Origin of the sequence: Oceanisphaera profunda (genome assembly GCF_002157895.1) — a bacterium.
Taxonomy (GTDB): Bacteria; Pseudomonadota; Gammaproteobacteria; order Enterobacterales; family Aeromonadaceae; genus Oceanimonas; species Oceanimonas profunda.
The window spans coordinates 1510773-1530228 of record NZ_CP021377.1 but is presented as its reverse complement, the minus strand read 5'-3'; the positions used below and the strand labels follow the sequence as shown (position 1 = coordinate 1530228).

20 protein-coding genes are annotated in these 19456 nt (G+C 49.2%); 17 read left to right on the top strand and 3 right to left on the bottom strand.

Annotated features, from left to right (window positions below; translation table 11 throughout):
- Positions 1-17: 17 nt before the first annotated feature.
- A complete protein-coding gene (locus CBP31_RS06645; protein WP_087035664.1) occupies positions 18-1139 on the bottom strand; it encodes a glycosyltransferase family 4 protein in 1122 nt (373 codons plus the stop codon).
- Entirely contained in the window at positions 1139-2092 is a 954-nt protein-coding gene (gene rfaD / locus CBP31_RS06640) for an ADP-glyceromanno-heptose 6-epimerase (RefSeq protein WP_087035662.1), read from the bottom strand. Before rfaD ends, CBP31_RS06645 begins: the two co-directional genes overlap by 1 nt.
- A gap of 405 nt (positions 2093-2497) precedes the next feature.
- On the opposite strand from rfaD, the gene CBP31_RS06635 reads away from it, so the two are divergent.
- The 10 genes from CBP31_RS06635 to glpG all read left to right on the top strand — a co-directional run bounded on the left by CBP31_RS06635 (position 2498) and on the right by glpG (position 12195).
- Positions 2498-3172, top strand: coding sequence for a TetR/AcrR family transcriptional regulator (locus CBP31_RS06635; RefSeq protein ID WP_227875177.1), 675 nt, complete (start codon positions 2498-2500; stop codon positions 3170-3172).
- A gap of 96 nt (positions 3173-3268) precedes the next feature.
- Positions 3269-4498 (top strand): glycine C-acetyltransferase, encoded by a 1230-nt coding sequence (locus CBP31_RS06630; RefSeq protein ID WP_087035659.1) that lies wholly within the window; start codon positions 3269-3271, stop codon positions 4496-4498.
- Entirely contained in the window at positions 4495-5520 is a 1026-nt protein-coding gene (gene tdh / locus CBP31_RS06625; protein ID WP_087035657.1) for an L-threonine 3-dehydrogenase, read from the top strand. The genes CBP31_RS06630 and tdh overlap by 4 nt, the downstream gene beginning before the upstream one ends.
- 375 nt (positions 5521-5895) lie before the next feature.
- Positions 5896-7011 (top strand): branched-chain amino acid ABC transporter substrate-binding protein, encoded by a 1116-nt coding sequence (locus tag CBP31_RS06620; protein WP_087035655.1) that lies wholly within the window; start codon positions 5896-5898, stop codon positions 7009-7011.
- A 199-nt stretch (positions 7012-7210) separates the two neighbouring features.
- Positions 7211-8134 (top strand): high-affinity branched-chain amino acid ABC transporter permease LivH, encoded by a 924-nt coding sequence (gene livH / locus CBP31_RS06615; protein WP_087035653.1) that lies wholly within the window; start codon positions 7211-7213, stop codon positions 8132-8134.
- Positions 8131-9372: a high-affinity branched-chain amino acid ABC transporter permease LivM gene (locus CBP31_RS06610; protein ID WP_087035651.1), complete on the top strand. Its 1242-nt coding sequence runs from the start codon at positions 8131-8133 to the stop codon at positions 9370-9372. Before livH ends, CBP31_RS06610 begins: the two co-directional genes overlap by 4 nt.
- On the top strand, positions 9369-10133 hold the full coding sequence (gene livG, locus CBP31_RS06605; RefSeq protein ID WP_087035649.1) for a high-affinity branched-chain amino acid ABC transporter ATP-binding protein LivG: 765 nt from the start codon (positions 9369-9371) through the stop codon (positions 10131-10133). The genes CBP31_RS06610 and livG overlap by 4 nt, the downstream gene beginning before the upstream one ends.
- 103 nt (positions 10134-10236) lie before the next feature.
- Positions 10237-10941: an ABC transporter ATP-binding protein gene (locus CBP31_RS06600; RefSeq protein ID WP_087035647.1), complete on the top strand. Its 705-nt coding sequence runs from the start codon at positions 10237-10239 to the stop codon at positions 10939-10941.
- 103 nt (positions 10942-11044) lie between these two features.
- Positions 11045-11362 (top strand): thiosulfate sulfurtransferase GlpE, encoded by a 318-nt coding sequence (gene glpE, locus CBP31_RS06595; RefSeq protein WP_087035645.1) that lies wholly within the window; start codon positions 11045-11047, stop codon positions 11360-11362.
- Positions 11362-12195, top strand: coding sequence for a rhomboid family intramembrane serine protease GlpG (gene glpG / locus CBP31_RS06590; RefSeq protein WP_087035643.1), 834 nt, complete (start codon positions 11362-11364; stop codon positions 12193-12195). Before glpE ends, glpG begins: the two co-directional genes overlap by 1 nt.
- Before the next feature lie 10 nt (positions 12196-12205).
- Here the strand turns inward: glpG and CBP31_RS06585 are convergent, their stop codons facing one another.
- Entirely contained in the window at positions 12206-12598 is a 393-nt protein-coding gene (locus CBP31_RS06585; protein WP_087035641.1) for a flagellar basal body-associated FliL family protein, read from the bottom strand.
- A gap of 132 nt (positions 12599-12730) precedes the next feature.
- On the opposite strand from CBP31_RS06585, the gene CBP31_RS06580 reads away from it, so the two are divergent.
- The 7 genes from CBP31_RS06580 to CBP31_RS06550 all read left to right on the top strand — a co-directional run bounded on the left by CBP31_RS06580 (position 12731) and on the right by CBP31_RS06550 (position 19404).
- Complete coding sequence (locus CBP31_RS06580; protein WP_227875176.1) at positions 12731-13303, top strand: chorismate--pyruvate lyase family protein; 573 nt, start codon at positions 12731-12733, stop codon at positions 13301-13303.
- A 74-nt stretch (positions 13304-13377) separates the two neighbouring features.
- Positions 13378-14205 carry a 4-hydroxybenzoate octaprenyltransferase gene (gene ubiA, locus CBP31_RS06575; protein WP_407668794.1) on the top strand — a complete coding sequence of 276 codons (828 nt, stop codon included), beginning with the start codon at positions 13378-13380 and terminating at the stop codon, positions 14203-14205.
- 133 nt (positions 14206-14338) lie between these two features.
- Positions 14339-14950, top strand: coding sequence for a transcriptional repressor LexA (gene lexA, locus CBP31_RS06570; RefSeq protein WP_087035637.1), 612 nt, complete (start codon positions 14339-14341; stop codon positions 14948-14950).
- Positions 14951-15257: 307 nt separating this feature from the next.
- Complete coding sequence (gene coxB, locus CBP31_RS06565) at positions 15258-16379, top strand: cytochrome c oxidase subunit II (RefSeq protein ID WP_087035636.1); 1122 nt, start codon at positions 15258-15260, stop codon at positions 16377-16379.
- A gap of 54 nt (positions 16380-16433) precedes the next feature.
- The gene (ctaD, locus tag CBP31_RS06560) at positions 16434-18011 is read left to right on the top strand and encodes a cytochrome c oxidase subunit I (RefSeq protein WP_227875199.1); all 1578 of its coding nucleotides are present in this window, start codon (positions 16434-16436) and stop codon (positions 18009-18011) included.
- Positions 17995-18519: a cytochrome c oxidase assembly protein gene (locus tag CBP31_RS06555; protein ID WP_087035632.1), complete on the top strand. Its 525-nt coding sequence runs from the start codon at positions 17995-17997 to the stop codon at positions 18517-18519. Before ctaD ends, CBP31_RS06555 begins: the two co-directional genes overlap by 17 nt.
- Positions 18520-18534: 15 nt before the next feature.
- Entirely contained in the window at positions 18535-19404 is an 870-nt protein-coding gene (locus CBP31_RS06550) for a cytochrome c oxidase subunit 3 (RefSeq protein WP_087035630.1), read from the top strand.
- The last annotated feature ends 52 nt before the right edge of the window (positions 19405-19456 follow it).

Sequence of the window (19456 nt, the reverse complement as noted above, 5' to 3'; positions counted from 1 at the left end):
TTTATTTTTAATAATGATTAACTGGGGGTGTTAATATAAATGTCTGATAAGACTTGGACATGAGCATGTATGCTAAATATTTTTTTAGCTCTTTTTTTGGCTAGATTAGAAATGTCTTGGTAATTTTCTTGCTGAATTTTTTGAATAGCGAGGGCAAAGCTCTCAGCCGAGTCTGGTGATACTAACAAGCCCGTATTGGCAATGATTTCTGGCAAAGCCCCGGAACTTGCGGCAACGATTTTTTTCCCTGCAGCCATCGCCTCAATGGCTGTTAGACCAAAAGCTTCATTTTTTGAAGGAATGCATACCACATCCATAATAGCGAGTAGGTTAGGCATATCATAACGAAAGCCAGAAAAAACAACTTTATCAGTTAGTTTGGCATCATCTATCTTATTTTCTAACCCTCTAACAAAATCTTCATCTGCGCCATCTTGTGCGCTTAGCCCACCAACGATTAGTAACTTTGCGTCTTTAAATGCGCTATCGTCTTGCAATAGTTTAAAAGCATCGAGCAGTACGAAATGTCCTTTACCAGGGCAGAGTCTTCCAGGCAGTCCAATAATGTGCTGCTGATCTGTTAGGCCTAACTCTTGTTTAATATCGTTTACTGTTCTGTCTGGTTTTTTAAACTCAGTACCTAACCAAAGCCGTTTTATTTTACTTGGATCCACGGGAAGGGCTTTAATATTACGGGCTAAGGTGACATCGCTGATAGACAGAACTTGATCGACATGGCTATATATCCAACGATGCAGAAAATCTTTTTTCGGACGAGTTACGCCCATATGCTCAGTAAAAATCACTCGACAGCCGGTCATCTTTTTTAGTATGGCAGCCAGGCGCAAGTCGCTTGATTTATGACAATGTAATACAGAAACATTGCGCTCTTTAAGCCAGTTAACTAACGTGCGGATCTTGAACAAAGCATTCGCTTGACTACTAACTTCGAAAACATCATTTCCTATATCAAGGAAAGACTGTGCTACTTTGCCGCCTTTGAAGCAAATAGCCACTGCTTCCCAGCCCTGCTCTGGTAAATATTTGCTAACGCGGGCTGGATACATTTCTAAACCACCCCAGCCTTTAGAAAGGCAGATATGAGCAACGCAGTGGTTAGAGTTATTGATGCTGGTCATTACTTATTCAACCAAGCCATATACTCAGCAGTACCTTCGGCGACGGTTTTAAAGGAGTGCGGGTAACCGGCGGCGCGCAGTTTGGTGAGATCTGCTTGGGTAAAGCTTTGGTAGCGGCCTTTTAACTGCTCGGGGAAGGGGATGTATTCAATTTCGCCCTTGTTGTGATGCTTGATCACGGCTTCGGCGACGTTTTGGAAGGGTTCGGCTTGGCCGGTGCCGCAGTTAAATATGCCGCTCACTTCTGGATTTTTCCAGAACCACAGGTTTACTTTGCACACGTCTTCTACATAAATGAAGTCGCGCATTTGGCCGCCATCAGGGAAACCGTCACAACCGGCGAATAACTTAGGGTTTTCGCCTTTGAGTAGTTGAGTGTTGAGGTGGAATGCCACGCTCGACATGCCGCCTTTATGCTGCTCGCGCGGGCCGTAGACATTGAAATACTTTAAACCCACTACTTGCGAGTTAATGTCAGGCATTAAGCGACGTACATATTGGTCGAATAATTGCTTAGAGTAGCCATAGACGTTGAGCGGCTGCTCATATTGCGGCTCTTCAATAAAGTTGTCGTTACGTCCGCCATAGGTGGCAGCCGATGAGGCATAAATAAACGGAATCTCGCGCTCGATGCAGTAATGCAGCAAGTCTTTAGAGTATTGGTAGTTATTTTCCATCATAAATTTGCCGTCCCACTCGGTGGTGGCTGAGCAGGCCCCTTCATGAAAGATAGCTTCTATTCCGCCCCATTCTTCAAAGTCGTCGCCGGAGAAAATGCGCTGAATAAACTCGTCTTTGTCGAGGTAGTCGGCAATGGTTAGGTCCACAAGATTCACGAACTTGGTGCCATCTGTGAGGTCGTCGATGACCACAACGTCGGTGCGCCCTTGGTCGTTCAGGGTTTTTACTAGGTTACTGCCGATAAAGCCGGCGCCGCCAGTCACTATGATCATCAGATTTGCCTCTGGTTGGCCGGAGAGTCCGGCGTCACTAACAATAAAATTGGCTTAAGTTTATCACGCTTAGGGCTGAGAAAACTAACTCGGCTGCCTGTGTTATTATTTAAGGTCTATTGCCCCCTCGAGCTGGTTTTTGTAGCCGTTTGTGGGGTCTTTATAAAAGGCAGAGTTTATGCTGTATAGATAGTTTGCATAGATGAGTCTTGGCGTAGTAGGAGGGCACCACAAACGCTACCCTTCAGGTTCGGCTAAACGCGTTTTTCTCTTTGTTGAGAGATGCTTGCTTAGAATGACTAGGCTATACATCCCTCGCCGCGATAAAAGCACGTTTCTCTCGAACAAAACTTAACCGCGAAAGGTCAACAGACCCTAGCAAACTACCTTGAGCTTTTGGTTCCCATGATAAAAACCAAAGAACGAATTGTGGCCGCCGCCTTGCAGTTGTTTAATGAGCAAGGCGAAGCCAATGTCACCACCAATCATATAGCGGCGCATTTGGGCATCAGTCCTGGCAATCTGTACTACCATTTTCGTAATAAAAACCACATTATCGCGCGTATATTTTTGCAATACAGCGAGCATCTGCGCCAAAGTTTTACCCCTTTGAGTGGATCAATGAGCAGTGGCTCTGCGAGCCCAGCGATGTGGTTTCATTATTTGGATGCTACTTTTTATGTGATGTGGGAATTTCGCTTCTTTTATGCCAATCTCAACGATATTTTGCAGCGCGATCCCGAGCTGCATCAACAATATTTGGCGGTTCAGCAAGAGCTGACCTTGAATTTGCAAGCTTTGTTGCGTGAGCTTAATCAACAGCAAGTGCTGATCATTGCTGATGCAGAGATAGCGCCGTTAACGGATGTGCTAAAAATGCTGGTGTCGTTCTGGGTGAGTTATCAATCGGCGCAATCACTGACGCCGCACATTAGCCAAGCGGTGCTGTATGAGGGGGTATCGCGGATTTTATTGCTGTTGAAACCTTATTTTCACCCAGAGCTTGGCCTGGAGCTCAGTGGTTTGATGGCACATTATCAGGCGCTGTCAGCCAAACCCAGTGATCCCTTTCACAAGTAGCGCTAATCAGTAGAATATTCTGTGTTAAATGCACCGCACATGCGTAAAGTGAGCTGAACAATCCTTAAGTAGTCAGATTGATAGTAGGAGTTTCGTATGTCAGCGCCATTTTATGCTCATTTAGCTACCCAGCTTGCACAAACCAAAGCCGATGGTCTGTTTAAGCAAGAACGCATTATTAGCTCAGCGCAAAGTGCGGCCATTACCGTCGCGGGGCCAGAGTCAGCAGATCAAGAAGTGATTAACTTTTGCGCCAATAACTATCTCGGTCTCGCCAATCATCCTGAATTGATAACAGCCGCCAAGCAGGGGCTCGACAGTCATGGTTTTGGCATGGCGTCGGTGCGCTTTATCTGCGGCACTCAAGATTTACATAAGCGGCTAGAAGCCGATCTTTCTGCCTTTCTTGGCATGGAAGACACCATTCTTTATACCTCCTGCTTCGACGCTAATACGGGTTTGTTTGAAACCATACTCGGCCCAGAAGACGCCATTATTTCCGATGCCCTGAATCATGCCTCTATTATTGATGGTGTGCGCTTGTGCAAGGCGAAGCGTTACCGTTATGCCAATAACGACATGGGTGAGTTAGAGGCGCAGCTGACACAAGCCAAAGCCGATGGCGCACGTTTTATCTTGATAGCCACTGATGGCGTATTCTCGATGGATGGCGTGATTGCTAACTTATCTGCCATCTGTGACTTGGCCGACCAGTATGGCGCCATGGTGATGGTGGATGACTCCCATGCCGTGGGTTTTGTTGGCGAGCAGGGGCGTGGCACTCACGAATATTGCCAAGTAATGGGGCGGGTGGATTTGATCACCGGCACCTTGGGCAAGGCACTAGGCGGTGCATCGGGCGGCTATACCTCGGGTAAGAAAGAGCTTATCGACTGGTTGCGTCAGCGCTCACGCCCTTATTTATTCTCTAACTCGGTAGCGCCCGCTATCGTTGCAGCCTCCATTAAAGTGCTTGAACTGTTGAAAGACGGTGATGCGCTGCGCGAAAAAGTGCGTGAGAACAGCGCCTATTTTCGCCAGCACATGACGGCGGCGGGCTTTACTTTAGCCGGTAACGACCACGCGATTATTCCGGTGATGCTGGGCGATGCGGCCTTAGCGGCAGAGATGTCGGAGCGTTTATTGGCGCGCGGTATTTACGTGATTGGTTTTTCCTTCCCAGTAGTGCCCAACGGTCAGGCGCGCATTCGCACCCAAATGTCGGCGGCACACAGTCGTGAACAGCTGGATAAAGCGATTGCTGCTTTCATCGCCGTGGGTCGTGAACTAAAGGTCATCGAGCAAAGAGGTAAGGAGAACGCATGAAAGCTTTAGCCAAATTAAAAGCGGAACCGGGCATCTGGATGACAGATGTGCCTGAGCCCGAGGTCGGTCATAACGACTTATTGATTAAGATCCGTAAAACCGCCATTTGCGGCACCGATATCCATATTTATAACTGGGATACCTGGTCGCAAAACACCATACCCGTGCCCATGGTGGTGGGCCATGAATACGTGGGTGAAGTGGTAGCCATGGGCCAAGAAGTGCGTGGCTTTGCGGTGGGCGACAGAGTTTCAGGCGAGGGACATATTACCTGCGGCCATTGTCGAAATTGCCGTGCCGGTCGCACTCATTTGTGCCGCAATACCATAGGCGTGGGCGTTAATCGCCAAGGTGCTTTCGCCGAATATCTGGTGATCCCCGCTTTTAACGCTTTTAAATTACCCGATGAAGTGACCGACGATTTAGCCGCTATTTTTGATCCCTTCGGTAATGCGGTACACACCGCACTTTCGTTCGATTTAGTGGGCGAAGATGTGTTAATCACCGGTGCCGGGCCTATCGGTATTATGGCCGCCGCCGTGGCACGGCATGTGGGCGCGCGACACGTGGTGATCACTGACGTGAACGAGTACCGACTGGATTTAGCCCGCCAGATGGGGGTGACCCGCGCGGTGAACGTGGCTGAAGAGGGGCTTGATACGGTAATGCGAGAGTTAGGCATGACCGAAGGCTTTGATGTGGGGCTAGAGATGTCCGGCGTGCCGGCGGCTTTTTGTGACATGCTGGATAAGATGAACCACGGCGGCAAAATTGCCATGTTGGGCATTCCGCCTAGTGAGATGGCCATCGATTGGACTAAAGTTATCTTCAAAGGCTTAGTGCTAAAAGGTATTTATGGCCGAGAAATGTTTGAGACTTGGTACAAGATGGCCAGCCTTATTCAATCGGGCTTGGACTTAACCCCTATGGTCACTCATCACTTTAAGGTGGATGATTTTCAACAAGGGTTTGATGCCATGCGCTCCGGCCAATCCGGCAAGGTGATCCTCGACTGGACTTAAACACAGCGCTAAGCGCCCGGCGCCGAACATCAAGCTAACATCGATTCTTTACAGACGGCGTACGAGTATAGTGGCCGGCAAGGATAAAGCAGTTAATGCTCTTCTTACGCAGGTATTAAAAACCAAGACTCTATCTCAGGAGTCTTGGTTTTTTTATCTTTGTCTCTCACGCACATACTGTTCGAATGTGCCTATCTTACGTTAGGCCGCAAATGTTAGACAGCAAACAGCGGCTTGCTTCACAATTCTCACATTTGTACCGTTATCGAGACTAAGCTTGGCAAGTTTCGCTTGTTAAACAATCACGCTCGGGTTAGAAAAAGAACAGTCCGGACTCATTCCGGCGCAATAACTCAATGGATAGAGGGAAGCGAGATGAGCACATGGAATAAAAAGGCGCTGACTACGGCGATATCGATGGCGTTAGGTTGTGGTGTTGTGTTTTCAGCGTCAGCCGAAACCGTGAAAATAGCCATTGCTGGGCCCATTACAGGGGCGGTGGCGCAATACGGTGATATGGAGTTTACCGGTGGGCGGATGGCGGTCGAGCTGCTCAATAAATCCGGCACTTTGGGTGATTACACCTTGGCGGCCGAGGAATACGATGATGCTTGCGACCCTAAGCAGGCGGTGGCGGTGGCGAACCGTATCGTGAATGACGGTATTCAATTTGTAGTGGGCCACTTGTGCTCAGACAGTACCTTGCCGGCCTCTGATGTATACGACGACGAAGGCATTTTTATGATCACTCCCGCCTCCACCAATGCGGTGATCACCGAGCGCGGCCAGCCGTTGGTGATGCGTACCATAGGCTTGGACAGTGATCAGGGGCCAACGGCGGCTAAATATATCCTAGAGAAAGCAAAGCCTGAGCGCATCGCCATTGTTCACGATAAAAAACAATACGGTGAAGGCTTAGCTTCCAGCGTACGCGATGCACTTAAAGCGGCCGGTGTTGAGGTGGTGGCTTACGAAGGGGTGACGTCTGGCGATAAAGACTTCTCCACTTTGGTGGCGAAACTGCAAAGAGATAAAGTGGACTTTATTTACTACGGCGGCTATCACCCAGAATTGGGGCTGATTTTGCGCCAATCTGCAGAACGCGGCTTTAAGCCGCGCTTTATGGGGCCAGAAGGCGTAGGTCATAAAGATATTACCTCGATTGCCGGTGATGCTTCTGAAGGCTTACTGGTGACCTTGCCGAAAAAATACGATCTCGATCCGGCCAACATTGACGTGGTACAAGCGATTCAGGCGAAAGGGTTGGATGCCAGCGGGCCATTTGTTTGGACTACTTATGCGGCAGTAGAAGTGATTGCCGAGGGCATTAAACGGGCGGGTACAGATCCTGAAGCTGTGATCAAAGCGTTGCGTAGCGAACCGGTCAATACGGTAATGGGTCCTTTGTCTTGGGATGATAAAGGCGATTTGGTGGGCTTTGAGTTTGGCGTGTTTGAGTGGCATAAAGACGGCACCTCGACGCAAATGTAACTGGGTCATATAACTAGGCCATGTGACTAGAAAAATGTAACTAGGTAAATATAACCGCGCTAGTGTAACTCTGCTGAGCTCGCTTTAAGGGCGAGCTCAGTGAGTCAGCGGCTAGGATGTTATGAGCCCGCGTTGCTACCTTATTTAAGCCTGCTCTCGCGTGCGCTTAAGACCTGCTCTTACGACAAGGAAACGTTGTATGTCTGAGCCCTTTCTGTATTTCACTCAGCAATTACTTAATGGCCTCACCATAGGCAGCACTTATGCCCTGATCGCCATTGGTTATACCATGGTGTATGGCATTATCGGTATGATCAACTTCGCTCACGGCGAGGTGTATATGATAGGGGCGTACGCTTCTTTTATGGTGATGACCGGCTTACTTATGCTGGGTATCGATAGCACCTTACTGCTACTAACCGCGGCCTTTTTGGCGAGCATTATTATCACCAGTGTGTATGGCTACTCCATCGAACGTGTGGCTTATCGGCCACTGCGCGGCAGTAAACGACTGATCGCCCTGATTTCAGCCATCGGTATGTCGATATTTTTACAAAATATGATGCGGCTTTTTCAAGGCTCGCGAGATGTAGCTATGCCGCGTTTGATCTCGGGTGGCTGGAACTTTGGCGAGGGCGACTTTCAGGCGTCTTTGTCTTATATGCAGTTAATTATCTTCGCCGTCACCTTAGTGACCATGGCGCTCTTGTCTTTGTTTATCTCTCGTTCGCGCATGGGCCGCGCCTGTCGTGCCTGCGCCGAAGACCTTAAGATGGCGAATTTGCTCGGTATCAACAGTAATACGGTGATCTCCTTAACCTTCGTCATCGGGGCGGCACTGGCTGCGGTGGCAGGCGTGTTGCTCGGCTCTTATTATGGGGTTATTAACCCTTATATTGGTTTTATGGCGGGACTAAAAGCCTTTACTGCGGCTGTGTTAGGCGGCATTGGGAGTATTCCAGGTGCTGTAATTGGTGGCGTTTTATTAGGGGTCACCGAAGCCATGACAGGCGCATACTTCAGCACTGAATACAAAGACGTAGTCTCATTTGGCTTGCTGATTGCGGTGTTGTTATTTATGCCGACCGGCATCTTAGGTAAGCCGGAGGTAGAAAAAGTATGAGGACTTTACAAGCGGCGGCGATGGCTAGCCTATTATTCTTAGTATTAGCCGGTTGGTTAATGGGTTTTCGACTCGAAACTGAAGGCACACAATTGGTGGTCACTAATCGCCTAAACAGCACTTGGCAATGGCTGGCGCTGGGAGCGGGGTTAGTGTTTGTAGTTCAGCTGCTGCACGCACGATTACGCCAAGGGCTAAGGTCTGTGTTAGACCGTAAAGGCAGCTTTGCACTGCCAGCCCCAGAAGAGCGGCCGGGTTTGTATCGTATGATGACGGTATTGGTGCTCGCTACCTTACTGATCTGGCCTTTTATGGGCTCTCGCGGTGCGGTAGATCTGGCCACCTTAACCCTAATTTATGTGATGCTGGGCTTAGGGCTAAACGTAGTGGTGGGATTGGCGGGCTTATTGGATTTAGGCTATGTGGCCTTTTATGCGGTAGGCGCTTATAGCTATGCGCTGCTCAATGCCTATTTTGGGCTCGACTTTTGGACCTGCTTGTTAATTTCTGGTGCCATGGCCGCTTTATTTGGTTTCTTGCTCGGCTTTCCGGTATTGCGCTTGCGCGGTGATTATCTGGCGATAGTGACGCTGGGCTTTGGTGAGATTATTCGTATCTTACTTAATAATATGACCGAGATAACCGGTGGCCCCAATGGCATTGCCGGCATTCCTAAACCCACCTTATTTGGCCTGCAATTTGAACGCCGCGGTGACAACACCTTTCACGAATTTTTTAATATTGCCTATAACTCCAATCATAAGGTGATTTTCCTCTATTTATTGGCGTTGATCTTGGTGGTGTTCACCATCTTCGTGATCAATCGTCTGTTGCGTATGCCCATCGGCCGCGCCTGGGAAGCCCTGCGCGAAGATGAAATTGCTTGCCGTTCGCTGGGCTTAAATCCCACCTTAATCAAACTCAGTGCCTTTACCATAGGTGCTGCCTTTGCGGGTTTTGCGGGCAGTTTTTTCGCGGCACGCCAAGGCTTTATTAGCCCAGAGTCGTTCGTGTTTATTGAGTCGGCCATTATCTTAGCCATAGTGGTGTTGGGCGGCATGGGCTCACAAATAGGCGTGGTGTTAGCGGCCATAGTGATGACCATATTGCCGGAGCTGACCCGCGAATTTAACGAGTATCGAATGCTGTTATTTGGCTTATTGATGGTGCTGATGATGATCTGGCGACCACAAGGTTTGTTGCCGATGCACAGACCACATATGGAGCTAAAACCATGAGCGCCTTATTAACCGTTTCCGATCTCAGCATGCGCTTCGGCGGTTTGGTGGCTGTCGACCAAGTGGCGCTCAGCCTACAAGAGCGGCAAATAGTCTCCATTATTGGCCCCAATGGCGCCGGAAAAACCACTATTTTTAACTGCTTATCGGGTTTTTATCGGCCCAGTAATGGCCAAGTACAGTTTAAGGGCCATGCCATCGCCGGCATGCCGGGCTTTAAAATTGCTCGCCTTGGCATGGTGCGCACCTTTCAGCATGTGCGTTTATTTAAAGAAATGACGGTGCTAGAAAATCTGTTAGTGGCCCAGCACCATCATCTTAATACCGGTTTTTTAGCGGGATTATTTAAAACCCCCAACTTTCGGCGCTCAGAGCGCGAAGGGCTAGCGTTAGCCCATTACTGGTTAGAAAAAGTACGACTCACCGAGTTTGCCAATCGCACCGCAGATAACTTGTCTTACGGTCAGCAGCGGCGGCTAGAAATCGTGCGCTGCATGGCTGCACGGCCGCAATTATTAATGCTGGACGAGCCAGCCGCCGGTCTCAACCCAAATGAAACTCATGAGCTCAATGGTTTGATCCGTGACTTGCGTGATAACGAAGGCGTGAGCATCTTGTTGATTGAGCACGATATGAAGTTAGTAATGGGTATTTCTGATTATATCTATGTGGTGAATCAAGGCCGGCCCTTGGCCGAAGGCACACCTGAGCAAGTGCGTAATAATACCGAGGTGATCAAAGCCTATCTAGGTGAGAGTTGAACATGGGTGAAAGCTAAACAGGGGCGAAAGTTAGTCAGGGGTGAAAATTAGACATGGCGAAAGCTAAATATGGCTGAAAGCAGAATAGGGGAGAAACCTGAACATGCTGCATGTGGATAATATAAATGCGGGCTACGGCAAGATTCAGGCGCTGAATGATGTAACCGTGCATATCGAACAGGGCGAAATTGTTACCTTAATTGGTGCCAATGGTGCCGGTAAAACCACCTTAATGATGACTATTTGTGGTGATCCTAAACCGAGCCAAGGGCGAGTGGTGTTTGAAGGCCAAGATCTCACTGGGCTTGATACCGCCTCTATTATGCGCAAAGACATCGCCATAGTGCCGGAAGGGCGGCGTATCTTTTCGCGGCTTACGGTGGAAGAAAATCTCTATATGGGGGCATTTTTCGTCGATAAGCGCGAACATGCAGAGCTGTTAGCCGAGGTGTATGTGATGTTTCCGCGCCTGAAAGAGCGGATGCAGCAACGTGCCGGCACTATGTCTGGCGGTGAACAGCAAATGCTGGCCATTGGCCGAGCCTTAATGAGTAAGCCGCGCTTACTACTGTTGGATGAGCCTTCGCTGGGCTTAGCACCGATTATCATTACTCAGATTTTTGCCACCATAGCGCGGCTCAGAGCTGAAAAAGGCATGACTATTTTTTTAGTTGAACAAAATGCTAACCAAGCACTGCAGCTGGCCGACCGCGGCTATGTACTAGAAAATGGACGTATTATTTTGGCAGATACCGGCGCGGCATTACTGGTGAATGAACAAGTGCGACAAGCGTATTTAGGCGGCTAAAAAATACCGCTGTTAGCTTTGCACTGTGTCACAGTTTAAAGCAGCTAATGCCAAGGAAGTGGAGATTGGGTAAACTGGCTTAAATTTATGTGAGGAGTTCACCATGGAGCAGTTTGCCCATATTTCTGTTGATGAAGCCCAAAATCTATTGGCGCAAGGCCAAGCTCGTTTAGTGGATACCCGCGATCCCCAGTCTTTTGCGCTCGCTCATGTAGAGCAGTCTTATCATCTGACCAACGACACCTTAGTGGCGTTTACCAATGAGGTGGATTACGAGACGCCCATCATAGTGATGTGTTATCACGGCGTGAGCAGCCAAGGGGCGGCACAGTATTTAATCGAACAAGGTTTTGAAGAAGTCTACAGCTTAGATGGCGGTTTTGAAGCTTGGCGCCGCACTCAGCCTGTGGTTGCAGCCTAATGAAATTGCTGTTGGTGCTGGATGATCCCAGACGGGCGCAATCCTTTGTCGATTATCTGGCGGCCCTTGGTTTGCATTGCGAGTTGACCCTAGACGATCAGCATCGGGCCAGCATTTGGCTGGTGGATGAAACGCTTTGGCCGAAGGCTGAGCCCGAAGTACTGCGCTTTATGGCCGAGCCTTGGCATGCGCGCTATCAAGAAGCCGCTTGGCTGCATGGTGATACGCAAGTGCAGTTTGCTCCTAATGACCGCAAAAGTGGCCTCTTCGGCCAGCTGCTGAGTCGCACCGGGCCGCTCAACTTAAGTGTGTTTGTCGCCTGTTTGCTGATTTATGTGGGCAAAGCGCTCGGGCTACCGGTACTGGCTTGGCTATCCTTTCCGCCGCAATTAAGTCAGTTAATGGGCTTAGAGCTGTGGCGCGCTTTTACGCCCGCGCTGTTACATTTTAGCTTAGAGCACCTGGTGTTTAACTTATTCTGGTGGTGGTATTTGGCCGGTATGGTGGAGCGTGTGCGGGGCTCGGGTCGTTTGCTATTAATACTGCTGGTGGCGGGCATATTGCCCAATCTGATGCAGTTTTGGGTGAGTGGGCCATATTTTGGCGGTTTATCCGGTGTAGTGTATGCCTTGTTGGCTTATGTGTGGCTGTCGGGGCGCTTAAACCCCGCGGGCGGCATGAGCTTGCCAGATGGGATGGCAGTGCTGATGGTTATCTGGCTGGTACTGGGTTTTGTCGGCGTTTTGGGCAACGTGGCCAATTTAGCTCACTTGGGTGGCGGTCTGATTGGTTTGTTACAAGCGGTGCTAGATCGCAAACGCGCACAAATTTAGTGCTGGTCGCTTATTGATATAAAAACTTGGTAAATAACAGCCGACGAATCGGCGTTTCACCGGTTTCTTTGAGTAAGAGATCGTTGAGGCGCTGTAAGCCTTGGCTGGCTAGTTGCTCACGCAAGGTGAGTGAGCGAATTTGTTGTTGGTCTTGTTCGGCTAACAGGCTATTGATGGCATCACGTAATAGTGGAATATGCTGCTCAACGAGGGGCATTTTATCGGTACTTTCTAGCATTAAATCCACCGTAACCCGAATATAACCCAAGGTTTGGCCCGAGTTATGGTAGTTAGTAATAATGTCAGGCTCTATGGTGTAATATAACGGACCTTCGGTGGTGGCTTCTTCAGCCTGAAGTTGAGCCGTGGTGAACAGAATACAGAGTGCGATTATGCGAAACATCGTAAGCCTTCTAACTGAATAATATGGCTATTGTTTAAACAAAGTGTGAGCCGGTCAAGTGAATACGTGTTTTTCAGAATTAAAACTGTCATTAAGATCTATGTCTTATCTCCTCAGCGTTAGGCAATACCCGTGAATACGACCTTGGATGCCCATTGGCGTTGGCAGTTTGCCGCTCCTGTTCAGCTTGCTTCTACTGCTGATTCTAATTCCAGTCTTAGCCACTGGTTGCAGGATACCGGCTCCTTAACCGCTCGTTTACGCCAGCACTGTAAACAGTTTCGGGTGCAGTTACTAAACACTCGTGCGAATGTGTCGTTGACGCCAAGCCAAGCAAACTGGTTAGGTGAAACTCACGGCTATTGTCGCGAAGTCTTGCTGTTATGCGATGAGCAACCCTGGATTTATGCCAGCTCACTGTATTCTAATACCGCGCTGCAAGCCGTGCCTGCGCTGGGCGGCTTAGGGCAAAAAGCCTTGGGCGAATTATTGTTCGACCATCCTCAATTAATGCGCAGTCAGTTTGAATTTGCCCAGTTAACGGCACTTGAGTCCCAACAGTTAACACAACAAGTTCACCCTTCTCCGCTTAATATGCATCCCAATCGACCACTGTGGGCGCGCCGCTCGGTATTGGCCATTCCCCAGGCGAGCGTGCTAGTAAGCGAATTGTTTTTGCCCGCCGCCAGTCCTTATCAAGAGTAAATGTCATGATCCGCACCTCTACTGCACCTAAACCGAATGTGCCTACACCTTCTCGACCTAAATGGCGCGCCTACATGGCACTGGCTCGGCTCGATAAACCCATAGGCACGCTGTTACTGCTGTGGCCGACCTTATGGGCGTTGTGGATTGCCGGTGATGGGCGCCCATCTTGGTGGCTACTGTTAGTGTTTATCGTGGGCGTGTTTTCGATGCGCTCGGCGGGGTGTGTGATCAATGATTATGCGGACAGGCATATTGATGGCCATGTGAAACGTACCGTTGGCAGACCTTTAGTCACGGGTGAGCTAACGGAGCGCCAAGCACTGGGTTTTTTTGCTTTGTTGGTGGGAATGTCTTTCTTGCTGGTGCTCACCACCAATAAGCTGACCATATTACTGTCGGTGGCCGGCCTTGGCTGGGCGGCGCTGTATCCTTTTATGAAACGCTACACCCACTTGCCGCAATTGTTTTTGGGTATCGCTTTTTCGTGGGCCATCCCTATGGCCTTTGCCGCAGAAAGTAACAGCTTACCGCTAGGCTTGTGGCTGTTATTTGCCGCCAACCTGACCTGGACCATTGCCTACGACACCATGTATGCCATGGTGGATCGGGATGACGACTTGCAGATTGGCGTTAAATCCACCGCCATCTTGTTTGGTCGCCGCGACAAGCTGATCGTCGGCGTATTGCAGTTACTGACGCTAATGCTGTTGGTGGCGGCCGGTCAGTCTTTTGCCTTGGGCGCCTTCTTTTATTGGAGTTTATTAGGTGCGGCAGGCTTATTTGTATTTCAACAGCGACTGATCCGCGACCGAGAGCGTGGGGCTTGTTTTCGGGCTTTCTTGAATAACAACTATGTGGGCATGCTGGTGTTTGTGGGCATAGTATTGACCTTGCTCTAAGCGATTGTTAGCAGTAGATAATAGAGAATAATGGTCTGATTGAGGCTGAGACGACGGGCGCAGGATTTTATGCTTGCTCTGTCGCACATACTGGATATACTGACAGTTAACTGTATATAAAAACAGGTGCCTTATGAAAGCGCTCACGCTTCGCCAGTCTCAGGTACTGGAGATTATTAAAGATCATATTCAGCAAACCGGTATGCCACCAACGCGTGCCGAAATTGCCGGTATTTTGGGGTTTAAATCCGCGAATGCCGCCGAAGAACACCTTAAAGCGCTGGCCAGAAAAGGCGTAATTACCATGATGCCGGGTACCTCTCGGGGCATTCGTCTGATTGAAGATGAGCCAGAAGAAACCGGCTTGCCACTGATTGGCCGTGTAGCAGCAGGCGAGCCAATTTTGGCGCAACAGCACATAGAAAGTCATTATCAGCTGGATCCCTCGTTGTTTCATCCGGCCGCCGATTTTTTGCTTCGTGTGCAAGGCATGAGCATGAAGAACATCGGTATTATGGATGGCGATCTACTGGCGGTACATAAGACGCAAGAAGTGCGCAATGGCCAAGTTGTGGTGGCACGTTTAGACGATGAAGTGACGGTGAAGCGCTTTCAACGTAAGGGTAATAAGGTCAGCTTATTGCCAGAAAACGAAGAGCTGAGCCCCATCGAAATTGACTTGCGTAGCCAAGAGCTGATCATCGAAGGCTTAGCCGTAGGCGTGATCCGCAACTCAGACTTTTAAAAAGTCATCTTATATTTTAGCGTGAGACTAGCATCAGCGAGCTCACGCTTTTTTGGCTCTATTGCTGAGCTTCTCGCCCTCTGCAAGCCATATCTGCCTCTGTTCAGAGGTGTACTTTGAGCGCTTAGCCAACATCGCCATGCTGCTCTTATTTCCCCTGTGCATAAAAATTCCTCACATATCGCTCAGCTATGCTTTACTTACTCTGAACGTCGACACCGCAGTACTGTATTAAGAATACGAGTCGACGCGCATATTCACAGAACGTCAGAACGCCAATATTCAGGATGAAACTTGGGGGTGCGTAGTGAAGTCGATTCTGCTGCTGTTTTCTTTACTTATAACCCTGCCGCTACGAGCACAAACTCGTTTGAATATGACCCCCGGCGTGACGGATATCAGCCAAAAAGTGTATGGCCTGCACATGACCATATTGCTGATCTGTGTGGTGATTGGGGTGATTGTGTTTGGCATTATGTTTTGGGCCATCATTCATCATCGCAAAGCCAAAGGGGCAAAAGCCGCACAGTTTCACGAAAGTACCAAAGTAGAAATCATCTGGACTTTGATCCCCTTCGTTATCTTGATAAGCATGGCTATTCCGGCCACGCATACCTTAATCGCCATGGAAGATGCCAGCCAATCAGATCTCACGGTGCAAGTCACGGCCTCTCAGTGGAAGTGGCATTACAGCTACTTTGAGAAAGATGTCGGCTTTTATAGCCGTATCGGCACCTTACCCGAACAAATTAAAGGCCAAGTAGCCAAAGGTGAGAACTATCTGCTGGAAGTCGATTGGCCGTTAGTGTTGCCCACAGATCGTAAGATCCGCTTTTTAATTACCTCTGATGATGTCATCCATTCTTGGTGGGTGCCGGCGTTTGCCATCAAAAAAGATGCGGTGCCCGGCTTTATTAATGAAGCTTGGACGCGCATTAACGAGCCGGGCATCTATCGTGGTCAATGCGCCGAGTTATGCGGCAAAGATCATGGTTTTATGCCGATAGTGGTGGAAGCTAAAACTGGCGCCGAATTTGATACTTGGCTGGCAAATGCCCAAGCCAAGCAAGCGCAAACACAAGCTGCCGAGCAAGAATTGCTGGCGGCGCAGTTAACAGAAGCTGAATTAATGACGCTGGGTGAGCAGGTATATCAGCGCACTTGTGCTGCATGTCATCAGGCCAATGGTGAAGGCATTGCCGGAGCATTCCCCGCTCTTAAAGGCAGTGAGCTGATTTTAAATGATAAGGCGGCACACCTGCATATTGTGCTGTTCGGTAAAGCGGGCACCGCCATGCAAAGTTTTGATAAGCAGCTGTCGACCAAAGAATTGGCGGCCGTGATCACTTATGAGCGTAACGCTTGGGGTAATAACACCAAAGATTTGGTGCAACCCAGCGATATTGAGCAGGCCAGAGCAGGAAAATAGGGGGCTAGGATGGCACCGCTAAATAAAGTCACTACCTTACATGACTCGATCAGTATGCCTGCCGAGCCCCATGGGCCAGCCAAAGGCATTAAGCGTTGGCTGTTTACTACCAATCATAAAGACATAGGTACGCTGTACCTGTTGTTTAGCCTCAGTATGTTCTTTATTGGCGGCGCTATGGCAATGCTAATCCGCGCCGAATTATTTCAACCGGGTTTGCAATTAGTGGAGCCGGCTTTTTTTAATCAGATGACCACCATGCACGGTCTGATCATGATCTTTGGCGCCGTGATGCCCTCGTTTGTGGGGCTGGCTAACTGGATGATCCCATTGATGATAGGCGCGCCGGACATGGCCTTGCCGCGCATGAATAACTGGAGTTTTTGGATACTGCCGTTTGCCTTTCTACTGATGCTATCCACTTTATTTATGCCCGGCGGCGGGCCTAACTTTGGTTGGACCTTTTACGCGCCTTTGTCCACTACCTACTCGCCTGATAGCACGGCCTTATTTGTGTTTGCCATTCACATTATGGGCATCAGCTCCATTATGGGCGCCATTAACGTGATAGTGACTATCTGCAATATGCGCGCGCCAGGCATGACGTGGATGAAGTTGCCGATGTTTTGCTGGACCTGGTTAATTACGGCGTTTTTGCTGATTGCCGTAATGCCAGTGTTGGCGGGGGCTGCGACCATGGTCTTAACCGATAAATACTTTGGCACTAGCTTTTTTGACGCGGCGGGCGGCGGCGATCCCATCTTGTTTCAGCATATTTTTTGGTTTTTTGGTCACCCTGAAGTTTACATCATGATTTTGCCAAGCTTTGGCATTATCTCCGCCACTGTTCCTGCCTTTAGTCGTAAACCTTTATTTGGTTATAGATCCATGGTGTACGCCACCGTGGCCATTGCCGGTTTTAGCTTTTTAGTGTGGGCACACCATATGTTTACCGTGGGCATGCCGGTAGCCGCAGAATTATTTTTTATGTATTGCACCATGCTGATCTCGGTGCCAACCGGCGTAAAGATATTTAACTGGGTGGCCACTATGTGGCGCGGCTCACTCAGCTTTGAAGTACCGATGTTATTTTCTATCGCCTTTATCGTGTTATTCACGATTGGTGGATTTAGCGGCCTAATGTTAGCCATTACCCCAGCAGATTTTCAGTATCACGATACTTATTTTGTGGTCGCGCATTTCCATTATGTGCTGGTCACGGGGGCGGTATTGTCGGTGTTTGCGGCTGTCTATTATTGGCTGCCCAAATGGACTGGGCACATGTTTAATGAACGCTTAGGAAAATGGCACTTTTGGTGTTCGATAATTTCCGTCAACGTGCTGTTTTTTCCGATGCACTTTTTAGGGCTGGCTGGTATGCCGCGTCGGATCCCGGACTATGCGCTGCAGTTTGCCGATATTAACGCGCTGGTCAGTATTGGAGGCTTTGCCTTTGGTTTATCGCAATTACTGTTTGTGGTGCTGATTATTAAATGCATTCGCGGCGGCGAGCCGGCCTCCGCTCGAGCGTGGGAAGGCGCCCATGGCCTAGAGTGGACAGTGGCATCGCCTGCGCCCTATCACACCTTTAGCACGCCACCGGAGGTCACCGATTATGATGCGCGATCGTAAAGCTCTCCAGCTGGCGCTATTAGCCGTTGTTATGTTTGGTTTTGGCTTTTTGTTAGTGCCTTTATATGACGTGTTTTGTGATATTACAGGCCTCAACGGTAAAACCGCCACCCAAGCGGTGGCGGAATCTCATGAGGTTGATACCCAACGCCAAGTCACGGTGGAATTTATTACCTACCAAAGTACCGGGGTGCAAGGGGAGTTTACGGCGTCGGTACAACACTTAAAGGTGCGGCCCGGAGAAATGCATCAGGTTGATTTCACGGTGACCAATCCCAGTAGCAAAGACAAAATATTGCGGGCCATTCCCTCGGTTGCACCGGGGCGAGCCGCCAGTTACTTACGTAAAACCGAATGTTTTTGTTTTCAAGAACAACCCTTGGCGGCACAAAGTGAAGCCATCATGCCGATGCGCTTTTATGTGGATCGAATGCTGCCGCCAGACATAGAAATATTTACGCTGTCTTACACCTTGTATGACATTAGTGAGCGGGCCAGCAGTAGCTAAGCCAAGGAGGCAAACATGCCGGTTAAATTTCAGCCGTATTATGTCCCGAGTGAAAGTCCTTGGCCGTTAATGGGCGCGCTGGGCTTATTCTTACTCGCATCAGGAGCGGGACTCTGGATTTCTGGATTAGCGCCACTGGCAGGACCTATCGTGTTTATCTTAGGCACGCTGGTAATGATTGTGATGTTGTTTGGCTGGTTTGGGAATGTGATCCAAGAGTCAAAGTCGGGCTTGTATAGCGCCCAGATGGATCGCTCTTTTCGCCTCGGCATGACCTGGTTTATTTTTTCTGAGCTGATGTTTTTTGTGGGGCTGTTTGGTGCGCTGTTTTACATCCGTATCTTGGTAGTGCCATGGTTAGGCGGTGCCAGTAATAATGCCATGACCCATGCGGTGCTCTGGCCTGACTTTATTCCTCAATGGCCGTTGTTGCTTACTCCAGGAGGGATTAAAACCACTGCCATTAGCTGGATGGGGCTGCCGCTCATTAACACTATAGTGTTGTTAACCTCATCAATTACCCTGCATTTAGCACATCTGGCGCTACGGCGTAATCAACGTAGCCCGCTTACGTTGTGGCTGGGAGTTACCGTGTTGCTTGGGATTGCTTTCTTAATCTTACAAGCATGGGAATACAGCCATGCTTATCACGAGCTAGGGCTTAAATTTGATTCGGGTATTTACGGCAGCACCTTTTTCTTATTAACGGGCTTTCATGGTGCCCACGTGATGCTGGGTACCTTACTGCTGCTGATTATGTGGATCAGAGTACAAAAAGGACATTTCACCTCGGCGCAGCATTTTGGCTTTCAGGCGACCAGCTGGTACTGGCACTTTGTGGACCTAGTGTGGCTGGGCTTATTTGTAACGGTTTATATTTTATAACGCACAGTCTGTTTCTAAAGCGAGAGCAGCAAGCAGTAACTTGAAGAGCAGG